Origin of the sequence: Streptosporangium sp. NPDC023825 (genome assembly GCF_040639575.1) — a bacterium.
Classification (GTDB): Bacteria; Actinomycetota; Actinomycetes; order Streptosporangiales; family Streptosporangiaceae; genus Streptosporangium.
Genome location: NZ_JBFAAE010000016.1, coordinates 1 through 15007 on the forward strand (window position 1 = coordinate 1; position 15007 = coordinate 15007).

Below are 15007 nucleotides of genomic sequence, written 5' to 3' on the forward strand. Positions count from 1 at the left end.
CTGCCCGGCCTCGGGCTGCGCGACGTAGCCGCCAGCCCGCGTCTCGAGGAGCCGTTCGGCGCCCGCGCCGCGCAGCGCCTTGCGGATCGCGGTGACCGAGGCGTGGATCTGCGATCGGGCGGTGTCCGGCCGATCGTGACCCCACATCGCGCCGATCAGCCGCTCGATGCCGACCACCCGGCCGGCGTTGAGCAGAAGATAGGCCAGAACAGCCCGATGACGTGGGGCGATGCCCGTCAGCGGCACACCGTCGACGATCACCTGGACGGGACCGAGAAGGGTGAAACGCAGCATCGTCCCTCCAACAACGTCGCATCGCGCGCGCATAGCGAATGTATCAATCCGGGCGGCCACTCTGATCTCACACGAACCGAGACGAAGGAAACACGATGGAAGCCCGCATGAAGAACCCCGCCACGCTCATCCCCGCCGCCGGCCGGCCCATCCAGGAGCTGATGAAGGCCGCCCGGTCGCAGGGCCTCCCCCAGGAACTCATGGAGATGATCCACCTGCGGGTCAGCCAGATCAACGGCTGCAGCTTCTGCGTCGACGCCGGTCTGAAGGGCCTGCGCAAGCTCGGCGAGAGCGACGAGCGCATCGGCCTGGTCACCGCCTGGCGCGAGGCACCGTACTACACCGACGCCGAGCGGGCCGCGCTGGAACTGGCGGAGGCCTCGACCCGGCTGGCCGACCACGACGACGCCGTCTCCGACGAGATCTGGAACAACGCCGCCGACCACTTCGACGAGCGGCAGCTGGCCTCGATCCTGTTGATGACCGCCGTCACCAACCTCTTCAACCGCCTGAACGCCCCGATCCGGCAGATCGCCGGCAGCTGGTGAGCACCGGCCCCCGCGCACAGGAGGCACCGACATGCCCGTCGCCCGCTCACACCGTTACTCCGTCGCCGACATCGACCTGGAGGAGTTCCTGGCCCGCCGGAGTTCGCTGATCGCGACCGTCCGGGAGGGACACCCCGGGCTCACCCGCGCCGTGCTGATCCGGCTCGAGGACGGCACCTACACCGACACCTGGCACTGGGAGACCGCCGAGCAGATGGGCGCCGCCTTCGCCGCCCTGCCCACCTTCCCGGAGGCGCCGCTGACCATGGCCCTCACCAGGGACGGCACCGCCCTGAACGGCCAGGTCGTCGACGAGCGCTGAGACCTGCGGCGGCCGGCTCCAGGATCTCCTGGCCGGGCCTTCGGTCCTGCACGACCGGGCGCGCCGAACCCGACCCGGGTCCGGTGGCGCCCGGTCCGGCGAGCCGGCCGGTCACGCCGGCCTCGCCGCTGACGCCTCGGGAGGGGGACCCGGCCGTTCCAGTCCGCCGGCGGCGGGTGGCGCCAGTCGCGGTGGTGGTTCTCCGGCGGCTCGTCGTCGCCGTCGTCGCCACGCACGACCGGCCGCTGCCGCGAGACCTCGCCGGCCGGCCGCGTCCGGAGACGGGCCGATCTCCGGCACCGGGGAGCCGATCCCGCGCGGCCCACGAGGGGTGCGGGACCTCGACGGCCCGCCCTCGCGACGTGCCGGGCGGCGGGGGTGCGCACGCCGTCGCCCGCCCGGTGACCGGCGTGCCGGGTGACGAGTGATCAGCGACGTCGCCGCGCCGCGTCGAGCAGGGCGGGCGGCGTGTCGAACTTCTCGTGCGCGGCGAGGTCGACACCGGGAGCGACGATCTCATCGATCGCGTCGAGCACCCCGGCGGAGAGCACGGTGTCCGCGGCGGCGAGCTGGGAGCGCAGATGGTCCATGGTGCGAGGGCCGATGATCGCGCTGGTCACGGCGGGGTGCGCGGTGACGAACCCGAGGGCGAGCTGGATCATCGTCAGCCCGGCCTCGTCGGCGAGCGTGGCCAGCCGCTCGACGGCATCGAGCCTGGCCCGGTTGGCGGGGACGGCGGTGTCGAAGCGCTCCGGCATGAACGCCGAGCGGCTGGTGGCGATCTCCCTGCCCTCGCGGATCGCGCCCGACAGCCAGCCCGAGGCCAGCGGGCTCCACGCCAGCACGCCGAGCCCGTACTGCTCGGTCACGGGCAGGACGTGGGCCTCGATCCCCCGCTGCAGGATCGAGTAGCTGGGCTGCTCGGTGACGTAACGGCCCAGGTGGTTCTCCCGGGCGGCCCACTCGGCCTGCACGATGCGGTACGCGGGGAACGTCGAGGAGCCGAAGTAGCGGATCTTTCCCGCGCGCCGCAGGTCGGTCAGGGCCGACAGGGTCTCCTCGTCGCCGGTGTCCGGGTCCCACCGGTGGATCTGGTAGAGATCGACATGGTCGACGCCCAGCCGGCGCAGGCTGTTGTCCAGCTCGGTGACCAGCCAGCGGCGCGAAGCGCCCCGGTGGTTGCGCTCGCCGCCCATCGGCATGCCCGCCTTCGTGGCCAGGACGATGTCGTCGCGGCGGCCGGCGATGGCCTTGCCCACCATCTCCTCCGACTCGCCCTGGCTGTACATGTCGGCGGTGTCGATGAGGTTGATCCCCCCCTCCAGGGCGGCGTCGACCATGGCGGTGACCTCGTCCTGGGTGGTGCGCCCGATTTTGCCGAAGTTCATCGCGCCGAGCGCGAGGGTGCTGACCTGCACACCGGTGCGGCCCAAAGTGCGGTACTGCATGACTGTTCCTCCTGGGGAGGTGAAGGGAGTGGTCGATGCCCGGCTTGGTGACGGCTCACCTCTTCTGGCATCCTGAAGAAGCGGAACTGTGTTCCGCTAATCAATATACGGAACGCTGTTCCGTTTGCCAAACGGAGTGACGGAGGTAGCGGAACGGTGGCCGACATCGACAGCGGATCGGGGTCGCAAGCCCCGCGGAAGCGGGCCGACGCCCGGCGTAACGAGGAGACGCTCCTGGACGCGGCCGCCGCGGCTTTCGTCGCCTCCGGCGTCGACGTCCCGGTACGCGACATCGCGGCCAGGGCCGGCGTCGGCGTCGGCACGATCTACCGCCACTTCCCGACGCGGGCCGATCTCATCGTCGCCGTCTACCGGCACCAGGTCGAGGCATGCGCCGAGGCCGGTCCGGCGCTGCTGGCGAGCGGCGGCACGCCGCACGCCGCCCTGGCGCGGTGGATCGACCTCTTCGTCGACTTCCTGGTCACCAAGCACGGCCTCGCCGAGGCGCTGCAGTCCAACGACGCCGCCTTCGCGACCCTGCACGCCTATTTCCTCGACCGCCTCGTCCCCGTGTGCGCCCGGCTGCTCGACGCCGCCGCCGCGGCGGGCGAGATCCTCCCCGACGTGGACGCCTACCACCTGCTGCGCGGCGTCGGCAATCTGTGCGTCGGCGCGGAAACCGACCCCCGCTACGACGCGCGTCGCATGGTCGCGCTCCTCGTCGCGGGACTGCGCCTCCGCTAGGGCGCGTATCGAGTCGTGATCAAGTGGTGGTCCGGGCGAGGTGCTTGACCCAGATCATTGAGGCGCGCAGATGGAGGCCAGCGAGGTAGCTACCGGGGGTCTTGTCGTATCGGGTGGCGACGCCCCGCCAGGCCTTGAGCTTGTTGATCAGGCGCTCGACGGTGTTCCTCTCCTTGTAGAGGCCGGCGTCGTGACTGCCAGGCCGACCACCCGCGGAGCCCTTCTTCTTCCGGTTGGCGGCCTGGTCTCTCTTCTCCGGGATCACTGCCTTGATACCGCGTCTGCGCAGGTGAGCCCGGTTGCCGCGGGAGGAGTAGGCCTTGTCGGCGGCGACCGCGTCCGGCCGGGTGCAGGGGCGGCCGACGGGGACGCGGACCCGTATCTTCCCCAGGACGGGGATGAACTGCGGGCTGTCCGCGGCCTGACCTGCGGTCAGCACGAATGCCAGCGGGCGGCAGTTGCGGTCGGCGGCCAGGTGAACCTTGCTGGTCTGCCCGCCCCTGGAGCGTCCCAGCAGGGCGGCCTTCAGCCGGAGTTTCCGCCGGCGCCGGACGCGTCGTCGCTCCTCCCGCTCGGGATCGATCTCGGCGTCCTGTCCGTCTTGTTCTTCGAGACTGCCCCTTTTGACCTGGCCTTCTCCTCCTCGGCGGCTGCCTTCTCCAGTACGCCGAGGACGTCCTCGCCCAGGTGCATCCCGGCCGCGTCGTGGTGAGCACGCGCGGTGGTGGAGTCGACGCCGACCAGGGACAGGTCCACCTCACCCCGCTTGGCCGCCTCCGCGATCAGGCCCTCCAGCAGGGCCTCGAAGACGCCGGCGTCACGCCATTGCCTGAAGCGGTTGTGGACGGTCGACCAGGCACCGAACTCCTGCGGCATCTCCCGCCGCTGTCCGCCGGTCCTAAACCGCCAGACCACACCCTCGAACTGCTGCCGTAACCGCTCGGGATACGGGCCATACTCGCCGATCGGCAGGTAGGGCCCGATGAACTCCCACTCCGCGTCCGTCAGTTGCACTCGCGTCACGCAACAAGATCTACCGGTCCAGATCTCACCAGGAGGGCGAATCGACAGATTGATCACGACCCAATACGCGCCCCAGTTGGGTGGCGTGCATTCGGTCGAACGAGGGGGCAATGGGACCTGCAGGAGTGTGCTAACGTACGTTACTATAACGGCTGTTAACCTACTTGGAGGGGGAGCAGTGCTGGATCAACTGGGACAGGCGCTCGCCGCGGAGGACGCCACCGCCGTGTCCGTGGTGCTGGCCGAGGACGTCACTCTGCGGGTCGCGGTGCACGACGAGCCGATCGAGGGGGCCGGTGCCGCCTCTCACGTCATCGGGGCTGTGCTCGACGGGGTGCTGCACGACATCGAGGTGTCGGCGACCATCGGCGGCGTCGGCGACACCTCGGTTCTGATGTTCAGCGCCCAGGTCGCGGGCCACCCCGGCCGGGCCGACGGGCTGCTCGTCGCCCGCCAGGACCGGGACGAGCGGATCTCGGATCTCACGGTGTTCGTCCGGCCGCTCGCGGCGTTGCAGGCGCTGGCCGACGAGATGGGACGGCGGCTGGGTGTGCCGCGCCCCGGCGGTGCCGTCTGATGGCCACCCCATCACTGCGCAACTGGATCCCGGCCGCGATCCTGTCCTCGCCGCTGCACCCGGTGATGAGCCGGAGGAGTCTCCTGCTGAGCTTCACCGGGCGCCGCAGCGGCATCCGCTACGTCACCCCCGTCAACTACCTCCAGCGTGACCGCGAGCTGCTGATCACCACGAAGGGGAGGTGGTGGCGCAACTTCGACGGCGGGGCGCCGGTGGAGCTGCGGCTGCGGGGCCGCCGGGTCGCGGCGACGGCCGAGGCGGTGCGCGAGCCCGCTGTTGTGGCCGAGGCGCTCACCGCACTCGTGCGTGACCACCGCGCGTACGGGCGCTGGGCGCGGGTCCGGGTCGGCGCGGACGGCATCCCGGACACCGCAGACGTACACGCGGCTATCGCGAGCGGCCGGGTTCTGATCCGCGTACTACTGGACGACGAGGCCGTCACCCCATGACCGCAACGCACCGCAGGCGCCGTGGCACCGGGCACGAGCTGCGTGAAGTGGTGGTCCGGGTGGCCGCCGACCTGCTGGCGCAGCTCGGCGACGCCGACGCGCTCACCATGCGGGCCGTCGCCGCCGCCGCAGGCGTCACCGCACCCTCGGTGTACCGGCACTTCCCGGACAAGGAGACGTTGCTGCGTGTTGTCATCGCCGAGCGGTTCGCCGAGTTCACCGAACAGCTCGAAAGCGCCGCCGTGTCCGCCGCCGACGACCCCGTCGCGCGGCTCGAGGCGATCGCCAAGGCGTACGTCCGGAGCGGTCTGGAGCAGCCGGGGCACTACCGGGTGCTGTTCAGCGCCATGAACGCCGGCCCGGCCGGGCTGGGGCTCGAACCCGGCGCTGCGCATCCCGGCGCGGCCTCCTACAAAGTACTGGTCGACGCGGTCAGCGCGTGCCTGTCGCCCGCCCGCCGCGATGCGGCGTTCGTGCTGGCCACCGAGCTGTGGGCTTCCCTGCACGGCGCCATCGACCTGCGCATCACCAAACCCGACATGCCATGGCCCGAGCCCGATGCGCTGATCGAGACGGCATTGACCGCCGTGCGAGCCGCGTCGCCGCCGGGGCCACTACCCACGGAGTCGCCATGAACCTGCTCGTCTTCGTCACGCTGGCCGTCACCGGTTTCATCGCCTGTTCCGAGTTCGGCTCCTATGCCTTCGTCCATCCTGTGCTGCGCCACCTGCCCGGCACCGAACGCATCACCGTCGAGAAGGGCCTGCTCAAGACGTTCGGGCGGGTCATGCCGATTGGGATGACACTGTGCGTGGTGCTCGCGGTGGCCGTCGCGATCGAGGGCAGCGGGCCCGGGTGGCTCGCCTGGTCCGCGGTGGTCGCGTTCGCCGTCGCGGTGGGGTTCACCGTCGCCGTCAACGTCCCGATCAACATCGCCACCGGACGCTGGGACCCGGCGAACCCGCCCGCCGGATGGGAACGGACCCGTCACCGCTGGGAGTTCTTCCAGGGCGTGCGCTCCTGGCTGCTGCTGATCGGTTTCGTCCTGGTCTGCGCGGCAGGCACCGCCTGATCAGCGCGCCGCGGCAGCCACGAGCGCGCGTGCGGGTCTGCCTGAAGACGCCCCACCAAGTTCCAGCGCGCCGTACCGGCCCCGCCAGCACCACAGCCCGTTGTCCCGACCTGCGGCAATTCAAGGCAGGTGCTCGCCTCTACCACGTCAAACATGAATACGGAGGCAACCATGGGCTTCTCTCGAATCACCGGCATCGCCGCCCTAGGCTTCGCCATCACGATCGTCCTCGCCAACGCGATCATGGTGCCTGCCGGCCTGCCGCTCACCGGTGCCGAGATCGGCGAGGTCACCGCGTTCTTCGGCACCGAGGGCGATATCGTGGCCATCGCGTCCGCGCTCACTCCCGCCGCCTGGCTCCTGGCCACCTTGTTCGGCGCGGGCGCGGTCTCCGCGCTGCGGCGCTTCGAACGCGGCCGGGACGAGGCGTGGTCACTGCTCGGATTCACCGGCCTGGCACTGCAGAACGCCACCTTCGCCGCGGTCATCGCGACCCGCCTCGCGCTCACGTCGACGACCGCGCGCGACAGCGCCACGACCGCAGGGCTGTGGGTCCTGCACGACGCGCTGTTCACCCTCAACGGCACCTTCCTGGCACTGGCCCTCCTCGGCCTGTCCGTCGCCGGACTGCGCGCCGCTCTCATCCGGCCCTGGCACGGCGCCCTGGGGCTGGCATCGGCCGCGCTGCTGTTCGGCTCGGCCACCCTCACCCCCCTGGTCATCGACCACGCCGGCCCCCTCGGTCTCCTTGGCCTCGTCGGCTGGCTGATGTGGGTCGCCTGGATCGTCGCGTACGGCATCACCCTGATCCGCCTGAACCCGGCCTCGTTGTCGCACGAGGTGGGCTGACCAGTCGACGAGGGCCCCTCCACGACAGAGTCGGCGTCCTCCTCCCGAACGTGCCCCCAGCCCCAAGGTGAGCCGATCTGCGCAGGTCACGGGACTTCCGAGAAAGTTGGTTCTCGGAAGCGGAGACGGCCACGACTTCCGAGAACACGCACAGCTGAGAGGCGAAAACCCAGCCCGGCACTTCCGAAAACAGGATCGCGCCGCTGGTTGGCGGCTGGGAACACGTTCGGGAGGAGGACGCCATGTCACAGAGAGTGCTACCGTCAAAATCCGGTCCGATCCTCCCCAGAGGCCGGATGCCGGGGATGCCGGAAGCGTCGCCCTCTGACCTAAATGCGTTGGCGTCGCGGTCCTCGAGCAGGCTAGCGTTGGCTTCCGTCATGCGCAGGAGACCACGCCCCGTCTGCGCCTGTGAGTCGTTGAATGGGAGATCCGGGATGCCCGCTCAGCTCGTCGCACTCTGCTTCGACGCGAACGACCCCCTCCGTCTCGCGCGCTTCTGGGCAGGGGTCCTGGGCTGGGAGACGGCCGACGACCCCCACGACGGCATCACGCTCCTGCCGAACGATGACACCGGGTTCCGGATCCGATGTCTCGCGACCCAGGAGAAGAAGACCGGCCCGAACCGGATGCACTTCGATCTGACGAGCACGTCCCTGGAGGACCAGCGGCAGACGGTGGCCAGGGCACTCGAACTCGGCGCGCGCCACATCGACGTCGGGCAACGCCCGGAGGAGGACCACGTCGTGCTCGCCGACCCCGAGGGCAACGAGTTCTGCGTCGTCGGGCCGGACAACAAGTTCCTCGCCGACTGCGGATTCGTCGGGGCGCTCGCGTGCGACGGTTCGCAGGAGGTCGGATACTTCTGGAGCGAGGCGCTGGGCTGGCCGCTGGTCTGGGACCAGGACCAGGAGACCGCGATCCGCTCGCCGCACGGCGGCCCGAAGATCACCTGGGGTGGCCCGCCGGTGGCGCCGAAGACCGGGAAGAACAGACTGCACTTCGACCTCGCTCCGCCCGCGCACGGCGATCGGCAGGCGGAGGTCGACCGTCTCGTCTCCCTCGGAGCGACGCGAATCGACATCGGCCGGCACGAGGCCGGCCAGGTGGCGATGGCCGACCCCGACGGCAACGAGTTCTGTGTGCGCACCCCCCGGTAGCGCGACCGGCCCCGGGGACGGCGCGCCCGCCCTCCACGCCGGTCGCGGGCACGCGGTCCGGCCGGCCGGACCCCCCTCCCTCCCGGACGGCCCGGGCGGCCGTTTCGCCGCCGGTGGTCATCGCAGGGTGAGCGGGGTCTCGGATTCGACGCGGGTCGGCTTCTCCAGGTTGCGGATGCAGTAGAGGCCGGTGATGCGGACGTCCTCGACACGGACCGCCCTGACGCCGTCGAACGCGCCGTCCAGGCGAAAAACGAGTGCCGGGTTGCCGTTGACCACGGTGAGGTCACCGGTGGGCACGGCCCCGGCCTTGCCGAGACCACCGGCGATCACGCGGATCACCCTCCCGGCACCGGCGATCGGCCGCAGCACGGCCTGCTTGACGACGCCGCCGTCGGCGATGAGGACGACCCCGGGGGCGAGCACGTCAAGGAGGCCCTGCAGGTCCCCGGTCTCGACCGCGCGCCGGAACGACTCCAGAACCGCCCGGGCCTGGCCCGGGGAGACCACCTCGCGAGGGCGGCGGGCATCGACGTGCCGGCGGGCGCGGTGCGCGATCTGGCGGACGGCCGCGGGACTCTTGCCGACGGCGGCCGCGATCTCGTCGTAGCCGACGCCGAAGGCCTCGCGCAGCACGAAGACGGCGCGCTCGGTCGGCGACAGCGTCTCCAGGACGAGCATGAGCGCCATCGACACGCTCTCGGCGAGCTCGACGTCCTGGACCACGTCCGGCGCGGTGAGCAGCGGCTCGGGCAGCCAGGATCCGACCTACGCCTCCTTGCGGCGCCTCATGGTGCGCAGCCGGTTGAGCGCCTGCCGGGTCGTGATCCGCACCAGGTAGGCGCGGCGGGGTGCTCGCCCGCGATCCGGCTGAGGACCGTGTCGGCGGCGTGCGGGCCCAGCTGGACCGCTGCCTGGCAGCTCATCCGGAACTGCAGGTCCGACGGTGCCGCCGAGTCCCCGGCCGCGACGATGCGCGCGTCGCCCACGCTGGTCAACGTCTCGTCCGTGCGCAGCCGGGGCCGTCGAGCAGGATCCCGGTCGCCGTCGCCGGCCCGGAGGGCTACCCGTGAGTGCCCTCAGGAACGCTGTCCGCGGACATGCCCCCTTCTCCCGGAGCGCTCGTCAGGTAGACGTGCTGGTGGCCGTTGCCGGCGTCGACGTTGATCTGGTCGAGTTGCGTCGCCGCGACGGACCACGTCGCGACGGCCGCGGACCGCTGGCGGGCCGCCAGCTCAAGGAAGGGCTGCCGCAGGTCCGCGGGAAGCTCCCGGCCGGCCGCGTACGTGTCGACCGCGACCGCCATGGCGTCCACCGCGCCACGGAATCCCGCACGAGCCACGTTGGTCGCGGTCGTTCCCGAGGGAGTCTCCGCGTGCCGCTCGACGGCCTGCCGCAGAACCTTCCGCCACCCGTCGACCTCCGCCGGTTCCGCCGACCGCGCGCCGGGCGCTCCATCACGGGGAAGCACCTCGGTGAGCTTGGACAGCACCCCGTTCAGCTCTCCGGCGGTCACCCGCGCCGTGGAGGTCAGCTCACCGATCTGCTGGACGTCCCGCTTCTTCTCCGCCTCCCGCATGTCGGCGATGGCGACCTGGGAGGCGTCGGGGCTACCGAGGAGATAGCCCACCGGCCCGGCTATCGCGACGGCGGCGACAACGGCCACGACGATCTGACGCGCCCGGTTGGACGGGCGAACGTCCGGCCGGGACGGCACACGGGGTGGCCTGACCGTTTTCGAGGACATCCAGCGGCTCCTGTCACCTGGCTACCCGGCCGACGCTACCGCTTTCAATGATCTACGTCCATGGTCCCGCCGAACCCCGGAGGAACCTTGTTCCTCGAAGGTGGGCTTCAGTCCGTCTTACTTTTAATGATTTTGAAATGACCTGACGTCTTTACAATGTAGATTCATAAAGGGGCATCGACCTCGCCGGACGACCCAGACGAACCGCCCCCCTGCGCCCGCCGCCTCTCGCTGCGCTACCCGCCTCGTCGAGCAACTTGCCGGCCGCCGCGGGATCGGGGCCGCCGCCGGTCACCTCGGGGTCGTGCCAGCCGGTGTCGGGCGAGACCGGCCCGTAGGCGGGGGTGCCCGCGCCGGCGAGGATCGTGTCGGCCATCGCCTGCCGGTCCAGGGCCAGGCCGAACTCCTGCGCCGCCCCTGACGACGTGTTCCGGTGACGCCGGTTCCCGCTGACGATTCGTCGGCCCCTGCGAGAGGACCCCTGCATGACGACGGGCAGACGCTCGCTGTTTCCCGCCGGGGTACGCACCGCGGCCCGGCGGGAAAGGACCGTCAGGTGTCGACGGCGGCCGGGACGCACTCGACGACGGTGTGCCGCGCCGTGAGGTCGCGCACGGCGGCGACCCGCAGCCCGGCGGCCGCGGCCAGCGCCCGGTAGTCGTCGGCGGTCCGTTCCCGGCCACCGGCCAGGACCAGCATCCGCAGGTTCATCTCCGCGAACATGGCCGGATCGCCCCCCGAGACGATCGGCGACTCGAGGATCAGCACCCGGCCGCGCCGGCCCGCCGCGCCGGCGCAGCGGCGCAGGATGGCGGTCGCCTCGTCGTCGGCCCAGTCGTGCAGCACGCGGTTGAGCACGTACACGTCGGCGCCGCCGGGCAGCTCGTCGAAGAAACTCCGCCCGATCGTCTCGCACCGGTCCGCCAGCCCGCGTCCGGCCAGGTACCGCTGCGCGCGTGACGCGGTGTCCGGCAGGTCGATCAGCACACCGCGCAGGCCCTCGTGGCGCGACAGCAGCTCGGCCAGCAGCGCCCCGGTACCGCCGCCGACGTCGGCCACCCGGGTCAGCGCCGACCAGTCGTAGCCCTCCGCCAGCTCGCCGTACCCGGTGCCGGCCGCCATCGTCGCGTCGAAGGAGGCGCTCAGCTCGGGGTTCGCGTCGAGATAGCGCCAGAACGGTGCGCCGAACACCGCCGCCCAGGCAGGCCGGCCGGTGCGTACCGTGTCCGCCAGGCCGGTGAAGGCCAGGTCCATCCGGCCGCCGAACCCGTCCAGGTCCAGCCACCGCCACATCGCGGACGGGTGGTCCCGGCGCAGCAGGGCGGCCGTCCCGTTCGCCGCGAACGTGCCCGGCCGGGGCTCGGCGAACACCTCGCGGCAGACCAGATGGCGCAGCAGCCGGCCCAGCGCGTCCGGGTCCGCGCCGGCCCGGGCGGCCAGGTCCTCGATGTCCGAACCGTCCTCGTCCACCAGATCGGGCAGCCGCAGGGTCACGGCCACCCGGAGTGCCATCGGGGTCACCAGATCCATCAGCGGCGTCAGGGCCCGCCACGCGGCGAGCCCGTCCAGCGCGGCGCCGGTCGTCGCGGTCGCCTCGTCGTTGCTCGTCATACGCACCTCCTGTCCCCATGGTGCGCGCCGAGGCCGGCCACGGCTTGGACGAATCGGCACCCGTCCTTCCCCGCCGCGCGCCTTCGAGACTGATGTACCCCGGCTTTCGTGGAGTCGCTGGTCTGCCCCGATGTGTTCCCCACACCGACGGGCGGGGATTCCCGTTCGTGCCCCCACATGGACTCCCGCCCCGGCGGCGTCCGTCACCGAGGGGGACGGCCCTGCGAACGGCTCTTCGTGAAGACGTGGAGGGCGAGGATGTCAGGGATCGGCGCGAGGCCGGGGCCTCCGGCCCGGATCCAGGCGGCGATGTCCTCGACGGCGTCGGGCTGGTTCAGCAGGCCGAGCCACACCGCCCGCCCGCCCGCGGCGCGTCCGGCGGGTGAGGGCCGCACGACGACCACGTTGGCCTGCTCGCACACGTCCAGGCAGTCGCTGACGCGGACCTGTGCGATCTCCGACAGGCGGCGGAGCTGCTCGTCGTGGTCGAGGGCGGGAACCTTGCGGGTGCTGCCGCAGCAGCAGTCCCGGCAGACGGTGAGCCTGCTCATGCGCGTGTGAATCCCTTCCCGAGGCGGTCCAGGGGGTCGGGTCCCAGCCCGAACCGCATGACGACCGCCGTCCTCTCCTGGGGAGATCCGCCCCGTTTCCTGAGGGGCGACAGCGTGAGTCTCCTGGCTCTCGGGTCGAGGCTCGTCCCGGCCTTCCCACCCGCGTGCGGGCAGTGGCTTCGTCGGGGGTCGCTCGCCGATCACAGTGGCGGGACCGCGCCGGATTCACACCGGCTTCCTCGTTCCGCCGTCGCCTTCGCCGACCATGGTCGCACAACCACCACCGACGGCAGGACCCGGCCCTGCCCTCCCCTTACCTGCCCTGCACAACGTGGCGGCGCGGACCGATCGCGGACCGCGGCTGGGCCACCCGTGTCGCGCACACCGCGACACCCCGGACGGATCAGGGGTCGCGACGATCCCGGCGACCGGAGAAGATACGGCTCCCTACCTGGCGTGATCGCGAAATGTACGTGATCATTGGACCCACCATGCAGCGCCGTGCTCTCGTCCGTACCATCGCCGCGGGATCGGGTGCCGTCGCCTTCTCCGCCTCCCGGCGCCGTCACGGACGCCGCGCGGACGCCGTCCGTGACGGCCGGGCACCCCCCCGACCCGCCCCGCCCACCGGGCACCGCCACAGTCGACCCCGCCCCCGCCACACCGACCCGCTCCCGCTCCCGTCCGAGGAAAGAGGACACACCCCCCATGGCCCTTGCCGGTGTCTTCCTGCCCATCGCCCTCGCGATCATCATGTTCGGCCTCGGCCTGAGCCTGACGATCGCCGACTTCCGCCGCGTCGTCGCCTATCCCAAGGCCACCCTGGTCGCGCTCGTCTGCCAGGTTCTGGTGCTGCCCGCGATCTGCTTCGGCCTGGTGCTCGCCTTCGGGCTGCCGCCCGCGCTCGCCGTGGGCATGATGCTCCTGGCCGCCTCCCCCGGCGGGACCACGGCCAATCTCTACAGCCACCTGTTCGGCGGCGACGTCGCGCTCAACGTGACCCTCACCGCGATCAACTCCGTGCTGGCCGTCGTCACGCTGCCGCTGGTCACCAACCTGTCGCTGAGCTACTTCGCCGCCGACTCGGCCGCGCTGGGCCTGCAGTTCGACAAGACCGTCCAGGTGGTCGCGATCGTGCTCGTCCCCGTCGCGATCGGCATGGCGGTCCGGGCGGGGCTGCCGCGCTTCGCCGATCGGATGAACGCGCCCGTGAAGATCGCCTCCGCCGTCATCCTGGTCCTGGTCATCCTCGGCGCCCTGCTGCAGGAGCTGGACAACCTCGGCGGCTACATCCGCTCGGTCGGCGCGATCACGCTGGTGTTCAGCGTGATCAGCCTGGCCATCGGTTACTGGGTGCCGCGCCTGGCCGGGATCGAGCGTGGCCAGGCCGTCGCCTCCTGCATGGAGATCGGCATCCACAACGCCACGCTGTCCATCGCGGTCGCGCTCACGCTGCTGAACAACAACCAGATGGCCGTCCCCGCCGCCACCTACGGCGTGCTGATGTTCTTCACCGCCGCCGCGGCCGGGTTCCTCCTCAGGTCCCGTGCGGCGAAGCTCGCCCCCGACGCGGCCCGGTGAAAGGAGTGCGAGGTTCCGCTTCCCGGACTCCCGGGTGAACGCGGGAGGTCGCGGGCGCCTGCTCGCGACCTCCCGCGCCGGTCGGTAAGGTCGCCGGTATGGGCGGGGTACGGGTGGTGCTGCTCGGGGGGACGTCGAACGTCGGGAAGTCGACCGTCGCCCGGGCGGTGGCCGGCAGGCTCGGATTCGAGTGCCTGTCGACGGACAGCCTCGCCCGGCACCCGGGGCGGCCCTGGCGAACGCCGGAGCGTGAGGTGCCGGCGCACGTCGCCGAGGGGTACGCCATCACGCTGATCCCCGTCGACGTGCCGACCCAGGACAACGTGCTGGGCGCGTTCACCCGGATGGGCGAGCTCGCCGTGGACGCGGTCATCGTCATCATCGAGATCCACCTGCTCGACGCGGGCACCGTGACCCTGCCCCCCGGGGTCCACGTCGTCATCGTCGTCGACTCCGACGCCGGCGACCGTTACAGCGTCGTCGACACCGACCAGGCCGACGGTGCCCGGCGGGCCGTCCACCACCTGCTCGACCTGGGACACCGGACCGTCTGGCACGTGACGGGGCCGCGGACCTCCTACGCCGGCCAGCGCCGCACCCAGGCCTGGCGCACCACGCTCGAGGAGGCCGGACGGCCGGTGCCGGCGCCCCTGCACGGCGACTGGTCGGCCGAATCCGGCTACGCCGCCGGTCTCGCGCTCGCCGACGAGCCCGGCTGCACGGCGGTGTTCGTCTCCAACGACCAGATGGCCCTCGGACTGCTGCGCGCCCTGCACGAACGCGGCCGGGTGGTCCCGGACGAGATCAGCGTGGTCGGCTTCGACGACATCCCCGAAGCGGCCTTCTTCATCCCGCCCCTGACGACCGTCCACCAGGACTTCGCGGAGGTGGGCAGGAGATGCGTGCAGCGGGTCCTGGTCCAGATTCGCGAGAACCAGACCTCCCCGCCGGGCACCGACCTCGTCCCGACCCGCCTGGTGGTGCGCAACAGCACGGCCGCCCCCGGAAGGTGACCCGGCCCGGCCGCCCTC

Annotated in this window: 19 protein-coding genes, 1 pseudogene and 1 riboswitch; of the genes and pseudogenes, 12 read left to right on the top strand and 8 right to left on the bottom strand. The window is 71.4% G+C overall.

Translation table 11 applies throughout. The features are described from left to right. A partial coding sequence (locus AB0G15_RS16555; RefSeq protein ID WP_362839988.1) for a winged helix-turn-helix domain-containing protein occupies window positions 1-294 on the bottom strand: 294 nt, incomplete at its 3' end. 95 nt (window positions 295-389) lie between these two features. Here AB0G15_RS16555 and AB0G15_RS16560 point away from each other — a divergent pair. Next, complete coding sequence (locus AB0G15_RS16560) at window positions 390-842, top strand: carboxymuconolactone decarboxylase family protein (protein ID WP_362839991.1); 453 nt, start codon at window positions 390-392, stop codon at window positions 840-842. Between the two features lie 31 nt (window positions 843-873). Next, the gene (locus tag AB0G15_RS16565; RefSeq protein ID WP_362839994.1) at window positions 874-1164 is read left to right on the top strand and encodes a hypothetical protein; all 291 of its coding nucleotides are present in this window, start codon (window positions 874-876) and stop codon (window positions 1162-1164) included. Between the two features lie 428 nt (window positions 1165-1592). Here the strand turns inward: AB0G15_RS16565 and AB0G15_RS16570 are convergent, their stop codons facing one another. Beyond that, on the bottom strand, window positions 1593-2612 hold the full coding sequence (locus AB0G15_RS16570) for an aldo/keto reductase (protein WP_362839997.1): 1020 nt from the start codon (window positions 2610-2612) through the stop codon (window positions 1593-1595). A gap of 156 nt (window positions 2613-2768) precedes the next feature. Between AB0G15_RS16570 and AB0G15_RS16575 the strand changes: the two genes are divergently transcribed. Next, the gene (locus AB0G15_RS16575) at window positions 2769-3356 is read left to right on the top strand and encodes a TetR/AcrR family transcriptional regulator (RefSeq protein ID WP_362840000.1); all 588 of its coding nucleotides are present in this window, start codon (window positions 2769-2771) and stop codon (window positions 3354-3356) included. Between the two features lie 19 nt (window positions 3357-3375). Here the strand turns inward: AB0G15_RS16575 and AB0G15_RS16580 are convergent. Next, window positions 3376-4379, bottom strand: a pseudogene (locus AB0G15_RS16580) (IS5 family transposase). Between the two features lie 178 nt (window positions 4380-4557). Here AB0G15_RS16580 and AB0G15_RS16585 point away from each other — a divergent pair. From AB0G15_RS16585 to AB0G15_RS16610, 6 genes are all read left to right on the top strand, one after another. Continuing rightward, window positions 4558-4956, top strand: a complete 399-nt coding sequence (locus tag AB0G15_RS16585) for a hypothetical protein (RefSeq protein WP_362840003.1) — start codon at window positions 4558-4560, stop codon at window positions 4954-4956. Continuing rightward, entirely contained in the window at window positions 4956-5405 is a 450-nt protein-coding gene (locus AB0G15_RS16590) for a nitroreductase/quinone reductase family protein (RefSeq protein WP_362840006.1), read from the top strand. Before AB0G15_RS16585 ends, AB0G15_RS16590 begins: the two co-directional genes overlap by 1 nt. Further along, complete coding sequence (locus tag AB0G15_RS16595) at window positions 5402-6040, top strand: TetR/AcrR family transcriptional regulator (RefSeq protein ID WP_362840009.1); 639 nt, start codon at window positions 5402-5404, stop codon at window positions 6038-6040. Before AB0G15_RS16590 ends, AB0G15_RS16595 begins: the two co-directional genes overlap by 4 nt. Next, window positions 6037-6477, top strand: coding sequence for a DUF1772 domain-containing protein (locus AB0G15_RS16600; protein ID WP_362840012.1), 441 nt, complete (start codon window positions 6037-6039; stop codon window positions 6475-6477). Before AB0G15_RS16595 ends, AB0G15_RS16600 begins: the two co-directional genes overlap by 4 nt. Window positions 6478-6648: 171 nt before the next feature. Then, complete coding sequence (locus AB0G15_RS16605; RefSeq protein WP_362840015.1) at window positions 6649-7326, top strand: hypothetical protein; 678 nt, start codon at window positions 6649-6651, stop codon at window positions 7324-7326. A 437-nt stretch (window positions 7327-7763) separates the two neighbouring features. Beyond that, complete coding sequence (locus AB0G15_RS16610; RefSeq protein WP_362840018.1) at window positions 7764-8486, top strand: VOC family protein; 723 nt, start codon at window positions 7764-7766, stop codon at window positions 8484-8486. Between the two features lie 117 nt (window positions 8487-8603). On the opposite strand, the gene AB0G15_RS16615 is transcribed toward AB0G15_RS16610, so the two are convergent. Beyond that, window positions 8604-9176 (bottom strand): sigma factor-like helix-turn-helix DNA-binding protein, encoded by a 573-nt coding sequence (locus AB0G15_RS16615; RefSeq protein WP_362840021.1) that lies wholly within the window; start codon window positions 9174-9176, stop codon window positions 8604-8606. Between AB0G15_RS16615 and AB0G15_RS16620 the strand changes: the two genes are divergently transcribed. Further along, a complete protein-coding gene (locus AB0G15_RS16620; protein ID WP_362840023.1) occupies window positions 9166-9327 on the top strand; it encodes a hypothetical protein in 162 nt (53 codons plus the stop codon). The two genes, AB0G15_RS16615 and AB0G15_RS16620, sit on opposite strands and share 11 nt — an antisense overlap. A 222-nt stretch (window positions 9328-9549) precedes the next feature. Here the strand turns inward: AB0G15_RS16620 and AB0G15_RS16625 are convergent, their stop codons facing one another. From AB0G15_RS16625 to AB0G15_RS16640, 4 genes are all read right to left on the bottom strand, one after another. Then, window positions 9550-10233 carry a hypothetical protein gene (locus AB0G15_RS16625; RefSeq protein WP_362840026.1) on the bottom strand — a complete coding sequence of 228 codons (684 nt, stop codon included), beginning with the start codon at window positions 10231-10233 and terminating at the stop codon, window positions 9550-9552. A gap of 151 nt (window positions 10234-10384) precedes the next feature. Beyond that, window positions 10385-10720 carry an ABC transporter substrate-binding protein gene (locus AB0G15_RS16630; protein WP_362840029.1) on the bottom strand — a complete coding sequence of 112 codons (336 nt, stop codon included), beginning with the start codon at window positions 10718-10720 and terminating at the stop codon, window positions 10385-10387. Window positions 10721-10785: 65 nt separating this feature from the next. Then, window positions 10786-11844, bottom strand: a complete 1059-nt coding sequence (locus AB0G15_RS16635; protein WP_362840032.1) for a methyltransferase — start codon at window positions 11842-11844, stop codon at window positions 10786-10788. A gap of 203 nt (window positions 11845-12047) precedes the next feature. Beyond that, window positions 12048-12395, bottom strand: coding sequence for a (2Fe-2S) ferredoxin domain-containing protein (locus tag AB0G15_RS16640; protein ID WP_362840035.1), 348 nt, complete (start codon window positions 12393-12395; stop codon window positions 12048-12050). Between the two features lie 95 nt (window positions 12396-12490). Continuing rightward, window positions 12491-12678, bottom strand: a riboswitch (cobalamin riboswitch). Window positions 12679-13103: 425 nt separating this feature from the next. Between AB0G15_RS16640 and AB0G15_RS16645 the strand changes: the two genes are divergently transcribed. Both AB0G15_RS16645 and AB0G15_RS16650 read left to right on the top strand, forming a co-directional pair. Further along, window positions 13104-13976, top strand: coding sequence for a bile acid:sodium symporter family protein (locus AB0G15_RS16645; RefSeq protein WP_362840038.1), 873 nt, complete (start codon window positions 13104-13106; stop codon window positions 13974-13976). 98 nt (window positions 13977-14074) lie between these two features. Beyond that, window positions 14075-14989 (top strand): substrate-binding domain-containing protein, encoded by a 915-nt coding sequence (locus tag AB0G15_RS16650; RefSeq protein ID WP_362840041.1) that lies wholly within the window; start codon window positions 14075-14077, stop codon window positions 14987-14989. Window positions 14990-15007 lie beyond the last annotated feature (18 nt).